Annotated in this window: 17 protein-coding genes; 14 read left to right on the forward strand and 3 right to left on the reverse strand. The window is 36.9% G+C overall.

The window, feature by feature from the left end:
* Positions 1-7 precede the first annotated feature (7 nt).
* The 11 genes from ELS83_RS07730 to ELS83_RS07780 all read left to right on the forward strand — a co-directional run bounded on the left by ELS83_RS07730 (position 8) and on the right by ELS83_RS07780 (position 17,985).
* Positions 8-1,597, forward strand: coding sequence for a RagB/SusD family nutrient uptake outer membrane protein (locus ELS83_RS07730; protein WP_171594964.1), 1,590 nt, complete (start codon positions 8-10; stop codon positions 1,595-1,597).
* Between the two features lie 20 nt (positions 1,598-1,617).
* Positions 1,618-3,303, forward strand: a complete 1,686-nt coding sequence (locus ELS83_RS07735; RefSeq protein ID WP_171594965.1) for a hypothetical protein — start codon at positions 1,618-1,620, stop codon at positions 3,301-3,303.
* Positions 3,304-3,365: 62 nt separating this feature from the next.
* On the forward strand, positions 3,366-5,306 hold the full coding sequence (locus ELS83_RS07740) for a glycosyl hydrolase (RefSeq protein WP_171594966.1): 1,941 nt from the start codon (positions 3,366-3,368) through the stop codon (positions 5,304-5,306).
* Positions 5,307-5,324: 18 nt separating this feature from the next.
* On the forward strand, positions 5,325-6,413 hold the full coding sequence (locus ELS83_RS07745) for a glycoside hydrolase family 26 protein (RefSeq protein ID WP_171594967.1): 1,089 nt from the start codon (positions 5,325-5,327) through the stop codon (positions 6,411-6,413).
* A 17-nt stretch (positions 6,414-6,430) separates the two neighbouring features.
* Positions 6,431-7,618, forward strand: a complete 1,188-nt coding sequence (locus ELS83_RS07750; protein ID WP_171594968.1) for a glycoside hydrolase family 130 protein — start codon at positions 6,431-6,433, stop codon at positions 7,616-7,618.
* A gap of 9 nt (positions 7,619-7,627) precedes the next feature.
* On the forward strand, positions 7,628-8,857 hold the full coding sequence (locus ELS83_RS07755; RefSeq protein WP_171594969.1) for an AGE family epimerase/isomerase: 1,230 nt from the start codon (positions 7,628-7,630) through the stop codon (positions 8,855-8,857).
* A 71-nt stretch (positions 8,858-8,928) separates the two neighbouring features.
* The gene (locus ELS83_RS07760; protein ID WP_171594970.1) at positions 8,929-10,314 is read left to right on the forward strand and encodes an MFS transporter; all 1,386 of its coding nucleotides are present in this window, start codon (positions 8,929-8,931) and stop codon (positions 10,312-10,314) included.
* A gap of 13 nt (positions 10,315-10,327) precedes the next feature.
* A complete protein-coding gene (locus ELS83_RS07765; RefSeq protein ID WP_171594971.1) occupies positions 10,328-12,295 on the forward strand; it encodes a sialate O-acetylesterase in 1,968 nt (655 codons plus the stop codon).
* Between the two features lie 3 nt (positions 12,296-12,298).
* The gene (locus ELS83_RS07770) at positions 12,299-14,071 is read left to right on the forward strand and encodes an arylsulfatase (protein ID WP_171594972.1); all 1,773 of its coding nucleotides are present in this window, start codon (positions 12,299-12,301) and stop codon (positions 14,069-14,071) included.
* 26 nt (positions 14,072-14,097) lie between these two features.
* The gene (locus ELS83_RS07775) at positions 14,098-16,695 is read left to right on the forward strand and encodes a beta-mannosidase (protein WP_171594973.1); all 2,598 of its coding nucleotides are present in this window, start codon (positions 14,098-14,100) and stop codon (positions 16,693-16,695) included.
* A 6-nt stretch (positions 16,696-16,701) separates the two neighbouring features.
* On the forward strand, positions 16,702-17,985 hold the full coding sequence (locus tag ELS83_RS07780) for a glycoside hydrolase 5 family protein (protein WP_171594974.1): 1,284 nt from the start codon (positions 16,702-16,704) through the stop codon (positions 17,983-17,985).
* Between the two features lie 475 nt (positions 17,986-18,460).
* On the opposite strand, the gene ELS83_RS07785 is transcribed toward ELS83_RS07780, so the two are convergent.
* Positions 18,461-19,480: a helix-turn-helix transcriptional regulator gene (locus ELS83_RS07785; protein WP_171594975.1), complete on the reverse strand. Its 1,020-nt coding sequence runs from the start codon at positions 19,478-19,480 to the stop codon at positions 18,461-18,463.
* A gap of 641 nt (positions 19,481-20,121) precedes the next feature.
* On the opposite strand from ELS83_RS07785, the gene ELS83_RS07790 reads away from it, so the two are divergent.
* Together ELS83_RS07790 and ELS83_RS07795 are read left to right on the forward strand one after the other, a co-directional pair.
* Entirely contained in the window at positions 20,122-21,225 is a 1,104-nt protein-coding gene (locus ELS83_RS07790; protein WP_171594976.1) for a slipin family protein, read from the forward strand.
* Between the two features lie 26 nt (positions 21,226-21,251).
* Positions 21,252-22,415, forward strand: coding sequence for an RtcB family protein (locus tag ELS83_RS07795; protein WP_171594977.1), 1,164 nt, complete (start codon positions 21,252-21,254; stop codon positions 22,413-22,415).
* 36 nt (positions 22,416-22,451) lie between these two features.
* On the opposite strand, the gene ELS83_RS07800 is transcribed toward ELS83_RS07795, so the two are convergent.
* Positions 22,452-23,015, reverse strand: a complete 564-nt coding sequence (locus ELS83_RS07800) for a hypothetical protein (RefSeq protein WP_171594978.1) — start codon at positions 23,013-23,015, stop codon at positions 22,452-22,454.
* A gap of 515 nt (positions 23,016-23,530) precedes the next feature.
* The gene (locus ELS83_RS07805) at positions 23,531-24,496 is read right to left on the reverse strand and encodes an endonuclease/exonuclease/phosphatase family protein (protein ID WP_171594979.1); all 966 of its coding nucleotides are present in this window, start codon (positions 24,494-24,496) and stop codon (positions 23,531-23,533) included.
* Between the two features lie 980 nt (positions 24,497-25,476).
* Between ELS83_RS07805 and ELS83_RS07810 the strand changes: the two genes are divergently transcribed.
* Entirely contained in the window at positions 25,477-26,037 is a 561-nt protein-coding gene (locus tag ELS83_RS07810) for a hypothetical protein (RefSeq protein ID WP_171594980.1), read from the forward strand.
* Positions 26,038-26,082 lie beyond the last annotated feature (45 nt).

Genomic DNA, 26,082 nt, shown 5'->3' on the forward strand with positions numbered 1-26,082 from the left:
ATTAGATATGAAATTAATCAAATATATATCTCTGGTGGTGATTGTTGCAATGAGTTCTTGTGGCGATAGTGTGTTGGAACTGGATAATTTGGGAACACAAACAGCAGAGGTTTATTTTAATGATCCAGAGAATGCATTGGCAGGATTAAATGCATGTTATTCATCAGTATCGAAAGATGAGTATTTTGTTTACGGTGATATCATGTCGGATGACGCCTTAAAAGGCGGTAGTGATTTATTCGACTGGGTAGATCGTGAGCACATTAGAACCTTTAAAGCAAACCCAGGAAATAGTGTATCAAACGGAACATGGTCCTTATTATACACTGGCATTGTAAGGTGTAATGAAATAATTAACTCTTTACCGACAGCAACTTTTGATCCTGAACTAAAGGAGAGAATTATAGGAGAAGCGAAGTTTTTAAGAGCTTATTCTTACTCGAAGTTGGTTGCTCTATTTGGAGGTGTGCCTTTAGTAACAGCAGACTACTCCGTTGACAATTTGGAAGAGCCAAGAAGCTCAGAAGATGCAGTGTATGCTTTAATTAAAACAGATTTGGACGATGCTATTGATGCGTTGCCAGAGAAAAGCAGATATGCCGAAAGTGATCTTGGTCGTGTAACTAAAGGTGCTGCCAGAGCATTAAAAGCGCGTGTTTTAATGCAGGAAACATCATACCATTATAATAGTGCATTGGCATTTGGATCTTACCCTGTTGCTGTCGCAGATATTTGGAACGAGGTGTACGAACTTACTTCAGATATTGTCGAGTCAGGGGAATATGCCCTAGCTGCAAATTTTGCTACTAACTTTGAAATTGAAGGTGAAAATAATATCGAGTCGATTTTTGAAATTCAGCACAAAACCACAAACAATGATTGGGGCGAGAGTGTAGGAAATACAACTGTCGTTCAAATGGGTAACCGCGATGATTGGGGATGGTGTTTTAATCTTCCAACCGATGATTTGTATAATGCTTATGGAAGTGCGGATCCACGACGAGAGTGTACCATTTATGGTGAGGAATTTAATGTTCTGTATGGTGTAGAGCAGGCTTGGTCGAAGCAGGAATGGACGTTATCACATGAAAGCACAAAAGACTTTGTAACAGCATGTCGCTTGAACAGAAAGTATGCTCTTGCTCCTGAAAATCGTCATGGGAATCATAACAACCAACCGAATAATAAAAGGATAATAAGATATGCCGATGTATTGCTGATGCATGCCGAAGCAGCTTACTACAAAGGTTTGGAATCAGAAGCAAGAGATTACGTGAATATGGTTCGTGCAAGGGCAGAAGCTTCAACTTATCCTTTAGGATCAGCTGTAGGACAAACGTCATCTTATACATACGATTTGTATCCCGGAGCTTCTGTACCACAGGTGGTAGAATCTGGAAGCGATTTATTGGAAGCCATTTGGAAAGAAAGAAGACTGGAGTTAGCAATGGAGGGAATTCGTTACTTCGATTTAGTAAGAACGGGAAGAACCGATTTACTCCCTTATGAGTCGGATTATACAAGTCACGCTGGATTATTACCAATTCCTGTAGGTGATGTGAATACGTTTGGTTTAACACAAAATCCTGGTTACTAATCAGTAAAAATTATTACAAAATGAAGAAATATCTATTATATATATTGATGTCGGTTCTTTGTTTGGGAGCATTTACCGCTTGCGAAGATGATACAGAATACGACATAGACTGGCCGGTTCCTACCATTACAGGTGTAAGTTCCTACAACGATCTGCTTTCAGCCACGATCACATTACAAGGGAATTTCACCCAGGTGAGCAAAGTGTATTTCGGTGAAGTAGAAGGGAAAAATCTGCAAGTAGCAGATGATCAGTCTTCTTTGACTATTGAAGTGCCTAGAACAATGGCTGTTGATGGAGCTCCAATTCGCGTAACAAACGAATATCGCCAATCATTCGAGACAGCAGAATTGTTTGTTCCAATTATTCCTGTAACTACAGTAAGTGAAGTGAGTGCAATTCAAACTGGATTGACCTTTACGATCAATGGTGAAAATGTGGATTTATTAACGGAAATCACTGTTGATGGGGAGCCAACAGCCGTGATATCCTCCGGCATAAATACTTTGGTAGTTTCGGTTGCAGGAATTGACCTAAAAGCTGGATCGTTGGTTGACGTTGCTTTTAAAAGTTTGGCAAAAAATGAGATACCAACAGCAACAAAAGTAAATGTAATTTATCCTTTTATTACCTATGAAGAAATTGTAATCTGGGGATTCGAGGATGGTACACACATCTATTCAGGTGAAGGTACAGCTACTGTTGAAACAGGTGATGTATTGGGGATAACAGAGAAATACTTCTCTTTAAGAGGTCCTGGTTATGGCTGGGACAAAGCAACAGGTGAAATGATTGCTACTGAGATTCCTGATTTAAGCTCATTAGTGAATCCATATCTTACATTTTGTATCAGAACTCCCGAAGGAAGTGCAGGATATTTCCAAATGGAAGATCAGGCAGGTAATTGGAGACATTTCGGTTATGGTTTTAATACAGGAGGTGAGTGGGTTATCATTTCTCAGCCTTTGGAAGACAGCTGGGAAGGCGGAGATTTTAACATCGGTGCCTTTATGCCAAAGTTAGGTTTCAAAGCGGGTAACGCAGGTTCAAGCCAGGATTTAGACATTGCATATGTGAAGATAACTGAAGGAAAATACGACGGAAGCCAGGAAATTGGCGATGCAATTGGAGGATCAACAAAGCCAGCGGTAATTTCTATCATGGATTTCGAGGAAAGAAACGAATGGCCCGACATTATGAATGGTGACAATTTGATTGCATCCTTGGATTTCAGAAAAGATGAAATAAATGCTTTCGTTGGCAATGAGTTCTTCACTTATGTAGATGATGGATCGCAAGGTGCCTGGGGTGCTTACTGGGGTCAAACCATTTCTAAAGATGTAAAGGATGTTGATTTATCGGCTTTCGAAGATCCTTACCTGTCGTTTGCACTGAACTCTGAGACTTCTCAATACGTGATCGTTAGAATGTATCAGTATGATGAAGATTTGGTGATGGTTCAAAAGTTTTTCCCGAATACTTACGGAAAATGGGCCACCTTTCAGTTTAGTCTATTCAATACGGATATGGAAAACTGGAGTGATGGAAGTACCGAGCTTGGAGCACATTATGCCTCATTAAAGAGATTTAATCCTGATATACCATTTGATAGAATTGAAATTATTGTAGGAAAGAATGGTGAGAATCCTATTGGAGTCAGTATCGACGAGATGGTGATAACGGAAGGAGCCAGATACAATGAATAAGTAATTGATTTCGGGGTTTCGAATTGAGACCCCGAAATATATAAAATTAACAAGCTGAAAATATGTTACGAATTTGTGTGTTGGGCTTGATATGTTTGCTATTAGGAGTATCCTGCAGTGATAGTGAGGATGTGAAAAGTCCATTGTCAGAGATGATCAGTTTTTCGATTAAAGAGTTAGATGTAGATTTTAGTATTGGTTCTGATAACTATATTGAGACTATGGTGGATGATGAAGTGAATTTATCATCTTTAACAGCTGTATTTCAAGTATCGGAAAAGGCCAAAGTATACGTTGGAAAAACAATTCAAACCAGTTCTTATACCAAGAATGATTTTTCAAAAAATGTGAATTACACTGTTGAAGCCGAAGATGGAAGCACAAGTGAGTATACTGTTGTCATCAGTAAAGATTCTAAAATATTGACATTTCAGATCAAGGAATTGCCAGAAACAAGTTTCTCGATAAATGAGCTGTCAATATCAGCGGATGTTCTGAACGGAACAGGTTTGAGCTTGCTAACTGCAGAGTTCAATATCAGCGAAAACAGTCAATTATTCGTTGATGGTATTGAACAAGAATCGGGCAAAAGCCAAAATGATTTTACAAGTGCAGTTACTTATCATTTGATTGGTTCAGGTGGAATAGAGAAAGACTATGTTGTTACAATTACAGAATTGGACAATCAAGCTCCTAAAGCAAATGCAGGAGATGATAAGGTTATTGTTGTTGAACAATCTACTAACAAAGCTTTGGTTGAGCTAGATGCTTCATTGTCATCTGATTTAGAAGGAGAAATAGCTGATTATGCCTGGATTGAAAATGGTCAAACGATTGCCAATGGTGAGCTTGTAGAAATTGAATTCGATTTAGGGATTCATAATTTAACGCTTGAGGTAACAGATCAAAAAGGATTAAAAGATACAGATGATTTAACCATTGATATTAGAGAAGCTGGAAATTACCAACCTGTAGATCCAGATGCAAATCAGGAAGTGATTAATCTGCTTAAAAATCTTGGAAAAATTGCCAATAGCAATCAATTCATTTTTGGACAGGAATTTCCGTTGTCTTTTCAATTGGGCAGTATTCGTCACGATTTGTCAACCTCTGATTGTTTTGACGTTACAGGAGATCATCCCGGAGTTTACGGTATTGACCCACATTACATGCTATACAAGACAGATCAGGAAAGACAAACTCATATCAGCGAAGCCAAGCATGCCTACGAGAATGGAAGTGTCGTAACTTTTGATTTTCATCAGCAGAGCAGAAGCGATAATAAAATATACTACTCGGATATTACAACTGCTTCCGACAAAGAATTGCTTTATGATATTGTAAATGATCAGAATGGTGCAAGAGAATGGTTTAATGGTGAGCTGGATGAAGTTTTGGATATTATCAATAATGAACTCGGATTCCCTGTGGTATTCAGACTATTTCATGAAATGGATGGTGACTGGTTCTGGTGGGGAACAAAAACCAAAAACCACTCTGCCGAATTGTATATAGAGTTTTATCAAATTGCAGCCGACTATATCAAAGAAAGAACAAATTGGGTGCTGTTTGCCTGGTCGCCTAACGGACAACTTAATGAATCTTATTATCCTGGCGATAATTATGTGGATCTTGTAGGTTTTGACATCTACGAACCAAATAAAAACGATTTAAAATCGAAGCTGATATCATTGAGTTCTTTTGCCTATGAGCACAATAAGGTTGCCATATTGGCAGAAACAGGAAATAGAAACAACTATATCAGTAATGATCCGGATTTCTGGACCTCGAACATCTTGGATGCAATTGTTGAAGGGGCTAATGAAATCAGAATTGCATGGGTGTTGGCATGGTTTAACGCTCCCTGGAAGAGTGCTCAAGAGGATTTATTTATACCAAATGGAAGCAGTCCAGAAGCTGCAAAAGAGGATTTTATACAATTTAAGAATAATACACATACCTTGTTTCAAGAGGAAACAAAGGCCTTAAAAGTGTACGAATAGAAACGGAATTTTTTTGAAATGATAAATAATCCAACACAGATATTAATTGCATTATTGATTTTTGCATGCTCTTGTAACAAGAGTATAAATCAAAATCCAATAGAGATTGAATTGAAAGCCGTAAAAGGAAAAGGAATTCTTTTCGGTCACCAGGACGATTTGGCCTATGGCATGAACTGGAGTTATATCAAAGGAGAATCAGATGTAAAGAGAGTTAGTGGAGATTATCCCGCCCTGTTTGGCTGGGAATTGGGAGGCATTGAAATGAAGCACACGCACAATTTGGATAGTGTCCCATTTGAATACATGAGAGAAATGTCCATTAAAGCCTACGAAATGGGTGGTATTAATACTTTTAGTTGGCACCCTTTCTCAGTGATTAATGGGGAAAGCTCCTGGAATACAGAAAGTGTTGTGGTAAAGCACATTTTACCTGGTGGATCTCATCATTCCCAGTTTAAAAACCAGCTAGATATCCTGGCAGATTTTTTCAAATCATTGCAAAATAAAGAAGGAGAAATGCTTCCCTTTATATTCAGACCTTGGCATGAAATGGATGGCTCATGGTTTTGGTGGGGAACAAAAACTTGTACCACAGAAGAGGTAAAGGAGCTATTTCAATTTAGCGTGCAATACCTAAGAGAGGAAAAAGCTTTAACATCCATGCTTGTTGCTTATTCACCCGACCGAAATTTCAAATCTAAATCGGAATACCTTACATGGTATCCTGGTGATGACTACGTGGATATTCTGGGAATGGACAATTATTATGATTTCAAATTAGGCAAAGAGAAGCAGGTGATTGAAAAATTGCATGTAGTCATCGAACTGGCAAAGGAAAAAAACAAACTCTCTGCATTGACAGAAACTGGTTTGTCGAATGTGACAGACTCGCTTTGGTTTACACAAAAATTGGGTAAAGTACTCAATGACTCATTAATCAGTAAAGAGTTAAGTTATGCCATGGTGTGGAGAAGCGATCCAAAAGTACACTTCTATTTTCCTGCTGAAGATCATGCAGCCGCACCTGATGCCAGGGAATTTTTAAATCATCCAAATATTTTGTTGTTAAAAGATTTTAACAGAGAGAAAAAACAATCAAACTAAAAAATAAAACATCGGTTATGAACAAAAACATGTTTGCAGAACGAAAAAGAATGATTTGCGAAATGCATGAGGAATTGTTGGGAATGAAGAATGAAAAGCAGTTCAGTACCAATGGAATATACAATAGATACCAAAACCCAATATTAACAAGAGATCATGTGCCATTAAACTGGCGCTTTGATTTTAACCCTGAAAGCAATCCATACTTTATGGAGCGTATCGGTTTTAATGCAACATTTAATGCAGGAGCCATTAAGTTGAACGGTAAATACTTACTTGCAGTGCGTGTTGAGGGTAACGATAGAAAATCATTTTTTGCGATTGCCGAAAGCCCTAATGGGATCGATAATTTCAGATTTTGGGATCAACCAATACGTATCCCTCAATGTGAAGAGGAAGATACCAATGTTTATGACATGAGACTGACCCAGCACGACGATGGATGGATTTATGGCATATTCTGCTCAGAGAGAAAAGATCCTAATGCTCCTGATGGAGATACATCAAGTGCTGTTGCAGCTGCTGGAATCGTTAGAACCAAAGATTTGAAAAACTGGGAGCGTTTACCAGACCTAATATCTACAACAGGACAACAAAGAAATGTGGTTTTGTTTCCTCATTTTATTGAAGGTAAATATGCTTTGTTCACCAGACCACAGGATGGATTTATCGATACCGGAAAAGGTGGAGGAATTGGTTTTGGTTTGGCCGAAAGTATGGAAAGTGCAGAAGTAAAGGAGGAATTGATTGTTGATGCAAAAACCTATCACACAATTTACGAAGTGAAAAATGGATTGGGGCCAGCTCCGATAAGAACAGACAAAGGATGGTTACATCTGGCTCATGGTGTTAGAAATACGGCGGCTGGATTACGTTACACCTTATACATGTTTATTACCGATTTGGAAAAGCCATGGATTATTACTCATAAACCTCATGGTCACTTTATTGCTCCATTAAAAGAGGAAAGGGTTGGAGATGTATCAAATGTAGTTTTTTCAAATGGATGGATCACGGACGAAAATGGTACGGTTTATATCTATTACGCTTCATCGGATACAAGAATGCATGTGGCAAGTTCTACCATTGACCAATTATTGGATTATTGTATCAATAGTCCACAAGACAAGCTAAGATCTCACCATTCAGTAGATACAATCAATGAACTGATCCAGAAAAACCAGGAAAACCTGGTAAAATTATAGTCCTAATCAATGAAAATACATCATAATAAAACAACTAAAGTTCAGCTAGAACCTGGTCTGGATGACTTGTGTGCTGAAATGTCTGAAGAACTTAGGAGGCTCTTACACTTCTGGAGTACAGAAGCAGTAGATACGGAGTTTGGAGGATACATCAGCCGAATCGATCATTACGGGAACAAGGATGTAAAAGCAAATAAGGGTGCAGTGCTTAATTCAAGAATACTTTGGACCTTCTCGGCAGCTTACAGACTTACAGGAGAACAAAAATACCTTGAAAGTGCTAACCGAGCCTATTTTTACTTAATCAATCATTTTTGGGATAAAGAGTTTGGTGGTTTAATTTGGTCAATTGATTATAAAGGCAATGCACTAAATACCAGAAAGCAGGCATATGCGCAAGGATTTGGCATTTACGCACTTTCCGAATATTACAGAATTACAGAAAATGAGGAGTGTTTGGACTACGCTAAAAGCTTGTATTTTATATTGGAGGAAAAGTTCCAGGATAAGGAATACATGGGTTATATCGAAGCTTTGACACAAAATTGGTCAAAGCAAGAAGATATGCGTCTTAGCGATAAGGATGCCAATAGTCCCAAATCGATGAACACCCATTTGCATATTTTGGAACCCTATACCAACCTATACCGTGTTTGGAAAGATGATAGACTTCAAAATAGTATGTTGTCCCTGCTAGATCTGTTTGTAAATAAAATTACAGATTCCAATACAGGACACTTCAATCTCTTCTTTGATATGGATTGGTCAGTACATTCATCATCTATTTCATATGGACATGATATAGAAGGTGCTTGGCTAATGAATGAAGCAGCAGAAGAAATCGGAGATTCAAATTTAATGGCCTCTATTCAAAAGGTTACCAAAAGATTGGTGGATATCACAATTAATGAAGGAATGGATAAAGATGCTTCGCTTTTTAATGAACGTGAAGATGAAAAACTAGATACAGATAAACACTGGTGGCCACAGGCAGAAGCTATGGTGGGCCTTGTGGATGCCTGGGAGTGGAACGATAAAGCCGAATATCTAGGAAAAATGAGCCAGGTTTGGACATTTATCAAAGCACATTTGGTAGATAAAGTAAATGGTGAATGGTACTGGAGGGTCAACCAGAACGGTGAACCAATTGAATCTGAAGATAAAGTTGGATTCTGGAAATGCTCCTACCACAATTGCAGGGCCTTAATGGAAGTGATTACACGATTGCGTTATAGTTAGATGAGTTAGTTGATGAATGGGAAATGCTTGTCGTTTTCCATTCATTCTAAAATGCCTTAAATAAAAGAAAGATGAATCAGGCAATTCAATTGAAAGAAAAAATAGGATATGGATTTGGGGATTTTGCCTCTTCTATGTTTTGGAAAATTTTCTCCATGTTCCTTATGATATATTATACAGATGTTGTGGAGTTGTCTCCTGCGTCTGTTGGAACAATGTTGTTACTGACCCGTTTGTGGGATGGATTAAACGATCCTCTTATGGGAATCATTTCCGATCGTACCAACACTTCAAAAGGCAAGTTCAGACCTTATCTCTTGTGGGTTGCAGTTCCATTCGGAATTATTGGCGTACTAACATTTTCCACTCCATCTTTAGGGCCATCGGGTAAATTAATTTATGCTTATATCACCTATACCCTTATGATGATGGTTTACACTGCCATTAATGTACCTTATTCATCTTTAATGGGAGTAATGACCGATGATCCTAATGAACGTACTTCTTTGGCTTCTTTTAGATTTATCGGAGCATATTCAGGTGGTATATTCATGACGGCTAGCATTCCTTATTTGTTGGATTTTTTCAATGAAATGGGTTCTTCAGAAGCAAGTAGTTATCAATATACTGTAAGTGTATATGCTATAGTCGCAGCTTTCTTTTTTGTGATGACTTACCTATGGACAAGAGAAAGAGTAAAGCCATTAAACGATAAAACATCCATCTGGAAAGATATAAAAGATCTGGGGAATAATGCTCAGTGGTTTATTATGCTGGGGGCAGGTATCGCTGTTTTAATATTCAACTCATTGCGCGATGGTAGTATCATGTATTACTTTAAGTATTTTGTAAAGGATCAAAGTATTCCAATGATTGGCGAGGTAAAGTGGGATAAACTTGCTGGTGCTTACATGACCATTTGGTTGGCTACAAATATGATTGGAGTATTGTTGGCAAAGCCTGTTTCGTCCAGAATAGGAAAGAAGAAAACATTTATACTGGCTATGCTTTTAGCTTCTGTTTTTAGTATCGGATTGTATTGGCTGAATGCTGATCAGATTGGACTCATTTTTCTATTGAATATATTTATTGGAATTACGGCCGGAATTGTATTGCCACTAATATGGTCCATGTATGCTGACATTGCAGATTACTCTGAATGGAAGACAGGAAGACGTGCAACGGGATTGGTTTTTTCATCTTCATCCATGTCACAGAAAATGGGTTGGACCCTTGGTGGTGCAATCACAGGATGGTTGCTTGCAGCTTACGGTTTTGAGGCAAATGCAGAACAAAGTAGTGAGTCGATTAAAGGAATTAAAATGATCATTAGTATCTATCCTGCTGTTGGTGCAGCGGTTTCTGCATTATTTATACTGCTTTATAAACTGAGCGATAAGTATATGTTGAAAATACTGGATGAACTAAAAAAACAACGTCTAAAATCAAAAGCATAAAGATTACTATCTCATGAAAAATACAAGGTATACCAACGTTATTTTGATCTGCTTATTGTCCTTACTGAATACCATTTCAATGGCACAGGAAATCGATATGTCACCTTTGTTTGGAGAGGGAATGGTTCTTCAAAGGGACAAACAGATTCCGGTATTTGGGAAAGCATCACCCAACACGAAAATTATTGTAACATTTCGAGACCAAACAGAAAGTACAATTTCAGGTGCAGATGGAAAATGGATGTTAAAATTAAAACCTGAAGTTTACGGGGGACCGGATAAGATGATCATACAGGCTGAAAATGAAGAACTCGTAATTCAACAGGTTTATGTGGGTGAGGTATGGATTTGCTCTGGGCAATCGAATATGGAAATGCCAATGTTGAGCAATTGGGCCCACGTGAATAATGCCGAGCAGGAAGTACTTGCAGCGATTTGTCCTAATATTCATTTGTTTAAGGTGGAAAGAATGGCAAGCTTTCAACCAATAAAAGACATTAAAAGCAATGGTTGGGCAGTATGCTCATCGGAATCAGTAGCCGATTTTTCAGCTGTGGCTTATTTTTTTGGAAGAGATCTGGAACATTCCTTGCAAATGCCAATTGGTCTTATTCAAACTGCTTGGGGTGGTACTGTTGCAGAAGCATGGACAAGTTCGAATGGCCTAAAAAAAATAAATGATTTTAATGAACAATTGCAAGCTATTGAAACAATTGGTCAAAGTAAAATAGATTTAGAAAAGAAATATTTCGAGGATCTAAAGTCATTTTTTTTGGAATCAGCAAAATTGGATGTTGGAATACAGGGAGTAGATACAATTTTTACTTCTACAGAATTGAATGATTCTGATTGGGTAAAAATGGATTTGCCTGGAATGGTGGAAAGTACACCAATTGGACCGGTTGATGGAGCCGTATGGTTTCGAAAAACGATACAGCTTTCAAAAGAAGATATTAGAGATAGTATGTTTTTGCACATTGCAGCTCCTGATGATGAAGATGAAACCTGGTTTAATGCGTACAAAGTAGGAGAAAGTAAAGTGTGGGATGAGCCAAGAAAATATTCCTTACCCGATAAAATCATTAAAGAGGGTAAAAATGTAATTACAATAAGACTGACAGACCTTCGTGGAGCTGGTGGTTTTATGGGAGAAGCATCACATTTTGCGCTAACAGGAGAAAATGGCTTTAGAATGGATTTGGCTCAAAATTGGAAGTGTAAATTGGGTTATGATCTACAGTCAGTAAAAACAATTCCTGTGAAGCCAAATGAACCCAATCAGCCTAGTGTTTTGTATAATGGAATGATACATCCATTAATACCTTATGCCTTTAGAGGGGTGATCTGGTACCAGGGAGAGAGTAATGTTGGAAGGGCGGATCAATACAAAGAACTATTTCCCGCTTTGATCACTGATTGGAGAAAACAATGGGGAGGCGATGACTTTGAATTTCTTTTTGTTCAGTTAGCTTCTTATCTGAAAAGAAACCTTCACCCTGTCGAAGATTCCTGGTCGGAGTTAAGAGAAGCACAAAGGGAAACACAAAAGTTAGCGAATACAGGAATGGCAGTTGCCATCGATCTTGGAGATGCAAATGATATTCACCCTGGCAATAAACAAGATGTTGGTAAAAGACTTGCACTTTGGGCACGTAACAAGGTATACAAGGAAAATATTCCTTTTTGTGGTCCTACACTAAAATCTGTTAGTAGGAAAAATAGTAAGCTGATTATAGAATTTGAGAATTGTTACAAGGAGTTAAAAACATCTGATAATGGTAAAGTAAGAGGCTTTGCGGTAGCTGGAAAAGATGGTGTTTTCCATTGGGCAGAGGCAAAAATCAACGAAAATAAGGTGATTTTAAATTCCAAAATGGTTGCTGAACCTATAGCGGTGCGTTATGCCTGGAGTTCGAATCCCGATTGTAACCTAATAAACTCAGCAAACCTTCCTGCAAGCCCATTTGAAGCAAAAATATAAGTCATGAAAAAGAGATTCACCTATACAATCCTATTGATATTTTTAGTTGGTATTTTTTCTTGCAATCGCATTAATAATACTGTAGAAAAAACTCCAAATATTCTTCTGATTGTGACAGATGATCAGGCTTATGGCGATTTATCACACACCGGAAATTCATTGCTGGAAACACCAACACTTGATCAGCTGGCTCAATCAGGAGTGTTTGCCAACCATTTTTATGTAAGTCCGGTTTGTGCACCAACACGTGCAAGTTTATTAACAGGAAGATACCATCAAAAAACCGGGGTAAGTGGAGTTACCCGTGGAAGGGAAGATATGCAACTTGATGAAGAAACAATGGCTGACATCTTTAAATCTTTTGGATACAGAACCGGAATATTTGGTAAATGGCACAATGGTGCACATTATCCTTATCATCCTTTAGGAAGGGGATTCGATGAGTTTGTTGGGTTTACATCAGGGCATTGGAGCAATTATTTCAATACAAAAATTGAAAAGAATGGTGCTGACTTTCAGACCGAGGGCTATTTGACTGATGTTTTAACCAATGAAGCCATTAAGTTCATAGAAGATTGCTCTTCTGTAGAGAAGGCATTCTTCTGTTACCTTCCTTATCAAACGCCACATACGCCTTTACAAGTGCCGGATCGTTACTTCAATAAATACAAGCAAAAAGGAGTAGATGACTTTAATGCCTGCATATACGGAATGTGCGAAAATATAGATGACAATGTACAACGCCTTCTTGAAAAATTGGACCAGCTGGAAGAAAAGGAAAATACTATTGTGATCTTTTTATCAGATAATGGACCTTTAAACAATAGGTTTAACAATGGACTAAAGGGAAGAAAAGGAATGCTCGATGAAGGAGGTGTACGTGTGCCTTTCATTTTGAATTGGCCTAAAATTAATGATCACGGAAAGGAGATAGAAGCTTCTTTGGCACATATTGATTTGTTACCAACAATTCTGGAGCTCATAGGGAAAGATTATGAGTTTAAAAATAAAATTGATGGTGAAAGTTTTGCCAAACTGATCACAAGCAATTCCGAGATGAAAAAAAGAAAGATCTTTGGTGAATGGTCAGGAAAATCAAGAGTACTTTCAGATCCTTACCTCATGGTAGGTGAAGCTCTATACGATATTCGTAAAGATCCAAATCAGGAAGTTAATATTAGGGAGCAAAATCGGGAAATATATCAGCAATTGAAGGACGATTATCAGAGGTGGTATGGGGAACTTCAGTTAAATCAGATAGAAAATAAAGCCATTCCTATTGGTTACAAGGAGTATCCAAAAAGTGTATTGCCTGCTCATGAAGCCAACCTGTATCCTCCTTATGAGTTCCGAAAGGATCGCAGACATACAGGAATTGCATATCATAGTTTATATGGCTGGGCACATGACTGGATTGACTTTTGGACAAGTGAAGATGCTTATCCACAATGGAAGGTTGAAGTAGTAACAAAAGCACAATATGCTATCGAATTACAATATGCTTTGGAACCGGAAAATGTTGGAGTAGAAATCTCCATTCAAATTGGTGACCAAATCATAAATAAAAAGATTAATCAGGCATATATACACAAACAATATCCGAATTACGACAGGGTAGAACGATCGCAGGAAGCGCCTGAAACCAATTGGGGAACTTTACAACTAGGCACACTTGAATTACAACAGGGAATAAAGGTTGTAAAAGTTCGATCTATAAAAATACCGGGAAATAAATCAATAGAGTTGAAATCTCTAAAACTAATCAGACAACTATAAATAAAAGGCAAGCTGAAACTAAACCTATGAAAAAACATCAAACTAAATTATTGGCATTTGCAGTCTTATGTGGGATTGTAAGTGCTTGTCAACCAAAAGAAGCGAAGAATATGATTCAGAGAGAGCTGAACTCAGGTTGGACTTATCGCCAGGCCAATGGTGATATTTCCGGAGAGGCTACAGTGCCGGGAACCATACACACCGATTTATTGGCAAACAAACAAATCGAAGATCCATTCTATCGTGTGAACGAGAAAGATCAACAATGGATTGATAAAGAGGATTGGATCTACTCAAAGCAAATTCATATATCCAAAGAGGAGTTTGAGAAAGAGAACCTAATTTTGGATTTTAAGGGGCTTGATACCTATGTCGACGTGTATTTTAATGATAAATTGATTATACAGGCCGACAATATGTTTCGGGAGTGGGAAAGCAATATTAAATCATTGGCAAAAGAAGGAGAGAATCATTTAAAAATCTATTTTCATTCACCCATTAAAAAGGGATTGGAGCTGCTTAAAGCATCTGAATATGCTTACCCAGCTATTAATGATCAGTCGGAAAATGGTGGAATTGGAGATCAAAAGGTTTCTGTGTTTACTCGTAAGGCTGGTTATCATTATGGATGGGACTGGGGCCCACGCTTTGTTACCAGTGGTATTTGGCGACCAATTGAGCTAAAGGCATGGGATCAGATCCGAATCAAAGATGTTTTTATCAGGCAGAATAAGGTGAGTAAGGAGAAGGCAGAGCTAGTTGCTGAATTCCAGTTAGAAGCCAATATTGATTTTTCTGCTAAGATTATACTTAAAGATAAAAAGTCAGGCAGGAGTTTAATAATTAAAAAAACGGAGCTCGAAGCCGGACAGAATAAAATTCTGGTACCTTTCCATATCGATAAACCGCAATTGTGGTGGTCGTCTGGTTTGGGTGAGCCTTATATGTATGATTTTGAAATATCAGTGGTGAAAGATAATTTAATCATTGCTAAATCAGAAATGTCTACTGGACTGAGAAGTATTAAACTGGTTCGTGAAAAGGATGATGCAGGAGAATCTTTTGTTTTTGAACTGAATGGTGTGAAGCTTTTTGCCAAGGGAGCTAATTATATTCCAAATGACAATTTCTTGCCACGTGTAAGTAAAAAAGACTACGATAAGGTAATTGCTGACGCCAAAGATGCAAATATGAACATGCTGCGTGTGTGGGGAGGTGGAATCTATGAAAATGATTACTTCTACGAACTTTGTGACAGGAATGGATTACTTGTATGGCAGGATTTCATGTTTGCCTGCAGTATGTATCCTGGAGATGAGAAAATGCTACAGTCGATTGCTGAAGAGGCAAAGGATAATGTAATTCGTCTTCGAAATCATCCATCTATTGCAGTATGGTGCGGAAATAACGAAATCAATGCTGCCTGGAGCCATTATTCTGATGGTGGATGGGGTTGGAAAGAGACTTATTCGGAAGAGCATAGAGAAGAAATTCAGAAAGCTTACCTGGATATATTTCACAAAGTCCTACCCGATGTGGTTTCTGAATATACAGATGGTGATGATTACTGGCCATCTTCTCCACAGGCTGGTTTTGAACCAGAGAAACATGCTGGATACGAAAATACAGCAGGAGATATGCATTATTGGGGTGTATGGCATGGCAAACATCCATTCGAGGATTTTGACAAGTATAAGGCTCGATTCATGAGTGAATATGGTTTTCAGTCCTTTCCTGATTTTGAGACCGTGAAGAAATATGCCTTGCCTGAAGATTACGACATTGAATCTGAAGTAATGGCTGCTCATCAGCGCAGTGGCATTGGAAACCTTCGCATTAAGGAATATATGGGATGGGATTACAAAGTACCTGCCGATTTTGAACAATTCTTGTACATGAGTCATGTATTACAGGCCAGGGGGATTAAAATGGCCATTGAAGCTCACCGTAGAGCGATGCCTTACTGCATGGGAACTTTGTACTGGCAAATAAACGATTGTTGGCCTGTGGCAAGCTGGAGTAGCACCGACTATTACCACAAATGGAAAGCCATGCATTACATGGTTCGAAAAGCTTATGAGCCCGTTTTGATAAGTGCCTTTAATAAAGAGGGAGTTTTAACATTTTATGGCGTTTCTGATTTGTTGGAAGATCAGAATGTTAGTCTAGAACTGACATTAATGGACTTTAAGGGAGAAAAACTCATGGAAAAGAAAATGGATGTTGTCTTGAATAAGAATACCAGCAATGTCCTATATCAGTCTGGAATAAATGAGATTTTACAGAGAGCGAATGAGAAGGAAATAATGTTGCTTATGGAGCTCAAACAGGACGCAAATATACTTGCTAATAACATCTATTATTTTGCAAAACCAAAAGATCAGATTCTGCAGGAGCCAAAAATTGATATTCAATTTGAAATGATAGAGGGGAAGAGCTATGTGAAAGTATCGACCGATAAATTGGTTCGCGACCTCTATCTTAAATTTGTTGATTCAGACATCCAGTTTTCCGATAATTATTTCGATTTGATACCAGGAAATAGCAAAATGATTGAACTAAACGGAAATGACAAGTTGGATGAAAGTAAGCTTGAAATCATGCATTTACAACAAGTACAATAAAGTAATATGATGAAACAGATGCTAAGGCTATTGGTGCTATTTGTTATTCTTCTGAGCGCCTGCAAAAAAGACAATGAATCTTATGATGGTTTTGTAAAAGTAAAGGATGGAAACTTCTACCTCAATGGAGAAGAATATCATTTTTTCGGGGCCAATTACTGGCAGGGTATGAATTTAGGAGCTCCAAAGGGGGGTGATCGGGAAAGATTGATTCGCGAGTTGGATCATTTAAAATCATTGGGCATAACAAATTTAAGGGTGCTGGCAGCAAGCGAAGGCGACTCGCTGATGCGCTATTGTGTACATCCTGCTTTGCAAACCGGACCTGGAGAGTATAAGGAAGAAATATGGCAAGGGCTTGATTTTTTGTTGGCTGAAATGGCTAAACGCAAGATGAAAGCAGTTATGGTGCTTGGAAACTTCTGGACCTGGAGTGGGGGATTTCCTCAATATTTACGCTGGGCTGGCATGGGAGAAGTACCCTATCCTCAGGAACCGGAATTTTCATGGCAGAATTTTACGGATTATACAAAGCAGTTTTATTTTAATCAAGCTGCGCAGGAAATGATGCAAAATCATATCGTAGCAGTGATCAATAGAGTCAACTCCCTTACAGGTATTGCTTATAAGGATGATGCTACCATTATGGCATGGCAATTGGCCAACGAACCAAGGGGGTATGATGTTCCTGAAGCTTTTAGGAAATGGACTCGTGCTACATCGAAATTTATAAAAGGTCTGGATGCTAATCATATGGTTTGTTTGGGTACCGAAGGGAATACTTCCGGAAAAGCAGCTGGTGTTAATGTCTTTACTGATAATGATGATCCTAACATCGATTATATTACCATGCACATTTGGGCTCAAAACTGGGGATGGTACAAACCAGGACAAAGTGATTCCGTTTTTGTTGACATGCTTGATAAAGTGAATAAGTATTGGGATGATCATGTAACAGTTGCCAGAAAGCTCAACAAACCAATTGTGCTGGAGGAATTTGGAATTGCAAGAGATGATTGTTCCTATAATGTGAATTCAACATCTCATTGTCGTGACAATTTCTTTGAGTATATATTCAGTAAGGTTCATGATTCACAAACTAACGGAGGTAGAGTAAAAGGTTTTAACTTTTGGTCGTATTCTGGGGAAGGACGACCTGCACAAGCTGGTCAGTTTTGGAAAAAAGGAGATCCTTTTATTGGAGATCCTCCACATGAATTGCAGGGTTGGTATGGGGTTTACAATACAGATTCTACAACTTTAAACTTGTTTAAGCAGTATAAATTATAGCAAGATTCATTAGCGTTAGATTGAAAGCCCTAAAGTGTTAGTTCTGCATATTAGGGCTTTCTTTTTTTGTCTAGTTGCTTAGAATTTTTGCATGAAATTATTGATTCTTATAAATGCCTCAGGTTGTTGAAATTTGCAATTTACGGGGCAGATTATCAAAGCCTTTAGATTTTCAGTTAATGTATTTGTTCCAAAATGCTTGGATCCATAATTTTTTCATCTTTGGCAAGGAGAAGTACTTTTATTCCTCCACTTGCTGGTACACAAGTATCTTTAAAAATTGCTCGAGAGTTAGCGTAGATTCTATATCCAATTCAATGGATGCATCTTTAAGATATGGGTGCTTTTTTCCGAGCGACTTAAGGCTAAATAAAAGCTTCATATAAATGGTGTGTCTTTTAGAGTCGTTTATTGTGTGTATTTGCTTAAATATAGTTATTCTGGCAATTGTATTGAATACAAATAATAATATTGTTTAAACCTTTCGATATATCTGTTCAGATCTTATAATGAGATCCCCAATTCTTTTTCTCAGGGAAGGAGGAGAAAGAACTTCTAAACCAGGGCCAAAACCTAGAAGCACTCGTTCCAGTTCATAATTGGGAACCACTTTTATACGAATGATTATGCCTTCATGACCTTTTTCAATGACTTGTTGTGAGGCATGTATTGGTTTTGTAATTACATATGGAGCATTGGTGCGATCAATTTTTAGCACGATGGTTCGAGGGCTTAAACCTTCATTTACAGTTACGCCAATGGCATGTTTGTAATATTCATCGGGATCAAAATCAGGATCTTCAAGAAACTGCATTTTTTCCATGATATCAATATTTTGAAATCTATCCAAAGCCAAGGTCATTAACTTGTTTTTCTTGGACTTTTGTCTTCCTACCAAAAACCAACGATTGTTAAACTCCTTTAATAGGTATGGAAAGAAGTAAATAGGATGGGAATTTCTGGCTTTAAATGATTGGTACTCTATTTTTAAAACCTTTTTATTCTGAATGGTCTGATATAGTACATTTAAGTGCTCCAAGCCTTTCAGATTTTCATTCTTGTCGATGTGGATGATTGGTCGTTCCTTGCTTTGTTCTGTATGGATTTTGTTTTCCAGCTTCTGAATCAAGCCAGTCATTTCTGAGAAATGCGAAAAGCCCTGGAATTGCTTTAAAATTTCAACTGCATCATTCAATTTGTTTAAATCCTGATCAGATAAGGGAAGTTGCGTGATGGAATAGTCAGAATCTTCATAAGTATAGTACTTCCTTTCGGTAACTACAATTGGAGCATTATAACCCAATTTTTCACTTCTCATGTTCTGAATATCCAACTGAACAGTTCTTCTGCTTACACCTTTGTCTATGCCCTCGAATTCGTAAAGCGCATCGGAACAAGCATCCATTAAATCTTCCAAAGTCCACTTTCTATAATGGTTTCTAAGACATTTATCGATTGTCGTATAACGGATTAAAGCATTTCTGTTTACAGGCATTTGATATTTTTTTAAGAAAAGTAGAAAAAATATTTAACTACGCAAAAAGATTGCGCACTAGCCTTTCATCTTTGTATCAGAAAGTTCTTTAAAATGATGATCACATACTTTTGGTATGAAAAAAAATACCTTCTGGAAAGAAGGAAAAGGCATGAAAAAATCCACAGTTCACAGACCTGACTTAAGTTTCTGTATGGCTTGGTAGTATTTGCTCAGTAGAGTTGAATATGCTTCTGTTACTGATGGAATTTTTCATTCACGTTGTGTGTCGGGGGTTCGAATCCCTCTCCGTAAGGATAGCTCAGTTGGATAGAGTAACAACCAAATTTTGGACTGAAAATCCAGAAAAGAGAAGACAGGCACTTCACCAAACGCCTACCAGCCGAAAGTAATTTGTGCCAGACCAGCTTCACTTCATGCGAGTAAAGCAGTCTTGACAAAGTTTTGAAAGTTGTAATTTCTTTCAAAGGAGATATTTGCTTCACAAGTCTAAGAAATGTGAATCCTTATAGTAGCGGATCTACACTTGCGAACCATCTGTTGCAATTTGAAAGCATTATAAGTTCCACTCTGAAAAGATGGTTGGGTACAAGTTTCTTTCTTTTTAAATGAAAATAAAATCAAACTAACACTATACAACTATGAAAAAAATAAGAATTAGAAAAGGAACTGTAGGATTGGTATACAGGAAAAAGGAATATAAAAAGGTTCTTACCGAAGGAACCTACTGGATCAGTCCATTCGATAAGGTTTACATTTTGGAAAGAAATGGTGCATTTAATCCTAAGGATGAACTTGCCATTTATTTGCAAGATGAGAAATTGAAAGATCTTCTTACAATTGTAGAAGTAAAAGATGGTGAATTGAGTTTCATGTATGAAAATGGAATATTCAAAACTGTACTTCCATCGGGAATTTATGCATGGTGGAAAGGATATACTCCATTGTCTTTTCAAACTATAAATACCAAAGAAATAGAAGTTTCTAATCAAATTGATAGAAGCATTCTTTCCAGAACCAATGTAATGCCTTACTTAAGGGTGTCACAGGTGGAATCATATGAAAAAGGATTGCTTTTTGTTGATGGAAAATTTGAAAGAAAACTGGAGTCAGGAACCTACTATTTCTGGAAGAACTCAAATGCTTTGCTTGTGCAAAAAGTGGATACCAGACAGCAGAAGTTCGAAGTTTCAGGTCAAGAAATCTTAAGCAAAGATAAGGCTGCAGTAAGAGTGAATTTCTTTGCACTTTATCAGGTGACTGATATCGAAAAAGCGATTGTAGAAAATAAGGATTTTGAAAAGCAATTGTACATTCTTTTGCAATTGGCTTTGAGAGAATATTTAGGAGCTTTCACTTTGGATGAAATTTTGGAGAAAAAAGAATCTATTTCTCAGTTCATTCAGGAGAACTTGGAGGAGAAAGTTGCTGCTTTGGGAATTAAAATTTTGGATAGTGGTATCAGAGATATCATTTTGCCAGGAGAAGTGAAAGAGATCATGAATCAGGTTTTGATTGCTCAAAAACAGGCTCAGGCCAATATCATCACAAGAAGAGAGGAAACCGCCTCGACCAGAAGTTTGTTGAATACAGCAAAATTGATGGAGGAGAATGAAATGTTGTTCAAGTTGAAAGAGATGGAATATGTTGAGAAAATCTCTGAAAAAATTAACAGTATTAGCCTTTCCGGTGGCTCTCAGGTAGTGAATCAATTAAAAGAAATTTTTAGCGTGAATAACAAATAGTAAAACAAATTAAGAAAGAGTATGTTATGAATGAAATCATATCTAAAAATAGAATCCCAATAAAAATGTGGGTGAGTGATTTGGAAGAATCTGCATTACAGCAAGCCGAAAATCTGGCCAATTTACCATTCGCCTTTAAACATGTGGCTTTAATGCCCGATACACATTGCGGATACGGAATGCCTATAGGAGGGGTTTTGGCCACCAGGGGAGTTGTAATTCCCAATGCTGTGGGCGTTGATATTGGATGTGGAATGTGTGCAGTGAAAACCAATATTGAAGATTTGGACACTGAAAGCTTGAAGAAAATCATGTCTGGTATCAGAAATAGAATTCCTTTAGGCTTTTCGAAGCATGAACATGCACAGGATGAAAAGTACATGCCTGATGCTGAAAATTTACCTGATGTAGTCAAAAATCACTACAAGAATGCTTTGCACCAGTTGGGAACATTGGGCGGTGGAAATCACTTTATAGAGATTCAGTATGGTTCTGATAATTGCATTTGGGTGATGATTCACTCAGGTAGTCGAAATCTGGGAAAACAGGTGGCAGATTATTACAATAAAATTGCCAAAAACCTGAATCAAAAATGGCATTCGCAAGTGCCAACGAATTGGGATTTGGCTTTTTTGCCAATTGAAAGCAAAGAGGCAAAAGAGTATTTACAAGCCATGCAATATTGTGTTGATTATGCTTTTGCCAACCGAAAAATGATGATGGAAAGAGTTCAGGAAACATTCAAAAGCGTTTTGTCTGAGTCTATAGAATTCACTGAAATTATTAACATAGCACACAACTATGCAGATTGGGAGCATCATTTTGGTAAAGATGTAATTGTGCACCGAAAAGGAGCTATAAGCGCCAGGGAAGGAGAGATCGGGATTATTCCAGGTTCGCAGGGAACCAAATCTTACATTGTTGAAGGTTTGGGAAATCCGCAAAGTTTTCATTCATGTTCGCATGGTGCAGGTCGAAGAATGGGAAGAAAACAGGCACAACGTGAACTTGATTTACAAGAAGAAATCAATCGTCTCGATCAAAAAGGAATCCTACATGCAATAAGAGGTCATAAAGATTTGGATGAAGCAGCCGGAGCCTACAAAGACATCGATCAGGTAATGGAGAACCAAAAAGATTTGGTGAAAATTCTGGTTGAACTGGAACCTTTGGCTGTGGTGAAGGGATAGTTAAAAGAAGAATGTGTGCATACTCATTCTTCTTTTTTAATACAATCCAAAATCAAATATTTTCATTAGAATAATTGCTCCAAGGAAAGTAAAGATGATTAGATAATTAGCTTTGCTTGAAACTAAGTCAAGACCATTTATCAACAGCATAATTCCTGTGAAAATGGCGATTACTTTAAGTCTCATTTTATACATTTTTCTGTTTTTTAAATATTCATTCTGAGACATTAAACTTTTTCCATTTAGGCTGATTCCTCTAACCGCTATTTTTGTATTTTCCTTTCCAAGACTCACATAAGCCTTTTCTGATATCCATATCTGAATTTCTTGTCCTTTTTTCAGATTAGAAATTGGTTCGCGTGTCCCTCGGCTAATACTACCGTTTAGGATATTAAATTGGTTAGGATACTTTTTCGCCCAAAATTTAAAGTCGGATGAAGTTCTTCTGCCCTTGATGTTTATTATATCTTCCGATAATTCAACAGTTATCATCCTGAGCCTTGAACTAGATTGTGATGTTTTATTCGATAATCCTGAGTATAAAACCAGAATACCTGCAATTAATAAATACCAATTCAAACTTGATTTGTTTTTTGCCATTTTATAAAGTTGTAGAATATAAAATTCAAAGCATTAAAAAAGCCTTATAAATAAGGCTTATAAGGGTATACTTATTTTTATACCTATTCCATTTTGTAAATGCTATTTCCCTATACAGAAACTAAACCCCTGAAAAAGTGAGGGTTTTGAGGGTAGTAGACTTACTAAGTTGCTCTTTTTTCAAAAAAGTCAAAGTGCAGAAAATGAGCACATTGCGCTTGTGTGCTTTGTTGTGCATTGAAAAATGCATATTTGTAGCATAAAGAGAAAATTCTTATCACAAATTTAAGAATTGTAGAGCAAAAAAAATCGTTTTTTTGAACTTTCATAAATTATAATATTGAAGAATTTTTTTTGACAGATTTTTTGAATCTGAAGAGCTATTTAGATTGAATCTATTCGATAGCAAATGTGATATTGAATTTATAAGATTCCTAATAATTTATTATGGCTTGGTCTACAAAATTCCGGAACGTTGTTTTTGGGGTTTCTTTCTTTAACTTTATTAGCTATATCTACACCTTGAACTCACACCAAAGAGGAAAATGATCCGAAATTCTGAAAGATAATTTGGATAAACTATAATCCCGCTCAGCAAGTACATGACCTCTAAAATCTATTATACCACCTGTCTGGAAATCTAGATTTATTTGAGATTTACCACTCTTGTTTTTGTACCAGGCTATTTGATCGTATAATTTTAATTCTTTAAATATAGTACTAGGTAAATCTCGTATTTCCTCTGGGATGTGAAGACCGTTTGAAACAAAAGCTTTATAGGCTTCATCATTCTTACGCTCTATATTAAAATCGCCCAATATAATAAGGCTTTGTTTCCATCTCTTAAGCTGCTTAGCCCAATCATACATCCAATCCGCAATTGCTTTTAATTCTGGCACGCGATCTGCTGTGTCGTCGCCATAAAGAACGTGAAGTGTTAAAAGAACAAATGTCTTATCTTTTCTTTTGAATCCAACTGCATAAGGGGTACGGGCAAATTGTCTGTCCAGGGCATCAGGTGCAATTTTCAGAAGTTGTTCTCTTGGGATGACAATTTCACATGCTAATCCTGAGAGCTTAACTCTTTTGGTGTTAAAAATGAAAGCCAATCTTTCACCATTTCCGGCATCTCCTTTTGTCACATCAGTCATGATAAAACTCCATTCTTCTCCTAGTATTCGAAGTGTATCGCGTAAGCACTTGATGTTGTTTTTAACTTCCTGGACTGCGATAACATCAAAACTCTTTATAATTTCAATAATACAAAGTAAAGAGTGTAGATCTCGTTTAGGACTGTCGTTGGATGTAGCTTCCCATTTTTTGGTTAAGTTCCCGAATGCTCTGATGTTCCAAGTGGCAATCAGAATGTTGTCATCTTGCTTTTTAGGAATCTTTGCATCATTATCTGTGTCCAGATAGTTTCTTAATTTTTTAATCTCATCAATAACGTTTTGAGGAGGTTTGTCTGTGATTAAAGGCATGATATATAGTGTTTTGTTGTTTTAATAAAGATAAGTAAAATCTTATTAAGTATGATTACCTATAATTTCTGATTTGTACGCTATGACAGGACGTATATTGCTTTGCTCAGCAGGATATTGTTACAAACAACGGTTATATATCTTGTTTGTAATCTCTTAAACTTTTTGATGTTTGTCGTGTTAGAATATTGTAGCTGTCAAAATTGGGAATGTGATGACTACTATAAATCATTACTGCTTTAATGTAAAAAATAATCGTGTATATCCTGATTAATACGTTTTTCACGGATAACTAGATACGAAACTCCGTGTACAAAAATAGATTATTGGTAAAAGCCAAATATATAAATATGAAGTTGCTTGAATTTTTTACGATAACTTGAATGGAACTGATGCACACTTTTGAGTTAGCCTGATCCTTGTCGTTTACATGATAACCGATAAGGTAATGATAGTTAGTTGTGTGTAACCCTCTTAACACTTTATGTGACCTTGATATGGAAAACGTAAAGAATACTTTTAGACTTTAAAATGCTACTACAGACACATTTACAAATGAATAATTTAATTCATACCTTGAGTAAGGGATAATTGCCAGATTATCCCGTTAAAAAAAATCTTTTCCATTCAAGCTCCCATAATATTATTGCTTGAATAACTCAGTACATCAATACTTGAGAAAGTGGTCATTTCCCCATACAGTAGAAATGCAATCTGATTATAAACTGGTGTATTGTGATAGATTCTTTTCGTGATTTAGAGTAAATGATTTATAGTTGTTGATGTGGCAATAATTGCAATAATAAAACACTGTTGATTCGTAATGAGGAATTGTAGTTGCCTAGTAAGATTGCTTTTATTTTATAAATGCTAATGATGAAATATACATTCTACTTTAACAAGTAATCTACAAAATGAGAGTAATGTAAATAATTCAGTATTCAAGATTATTTAAGGCTTAATAAAAGAATATAGATATTATGAAAAAATTAGAGGCCATCAAAATTAACGTATCCAAAATAGATAAGGATATATGTTATGCCAAGACCAACTACTGGTTTGGATCAATATGCGAATATGAATTTGAGATTGAAGATGAAGTCCCAAACGATGAAATGAGGGATCTAGATATCACTTGTGAGATTATTAAGGAAACTCCTGCTTTGATATTGTTGTTTTCTAGGTATTTAATCGTAAATGAAGGTTATGAGTCTGAACGACAATTCTTGATTTTTAATCATAAGTCTTTAGTTGTACTTGAGCTTATTATAAAGGAAGATGAAGTAGTTGATTGTTCGGAAATTGATCTCAGTAATTTGAACTTGGCTGAACGAAATGAAGAGAAAAAAATGACAAGTTTTATCAAATGTCTAATCGGTAGAGACATAAAAAATAACAACACTTATGGCCTTTATGCAAATCCGATTTGGCTAGGAAATGGATACCAGGATAATTGTTGGTCAAATGAAGGATGTAAAGTAAGTGGTTGTAATGATGGAAATTGCTCTTGGTTAACATTTAAATGCGATTGTACAGAATAAAATAACTCAAAATTTAATCAATGTTGGAAAGCTTTCTCAAAACAG

Origin of the sequence: Marinifilum caeruleilacunae (assembly GCF_013141825.1) — a bacterium.
In the GTDB taxonomy this organism is placed as follows: Bacteria; Bacteroidota; Bacteroidia; order Bacteroidales; family Marinifilaceae; genus Marinifilum; species Marinifilum caeruleilacunae.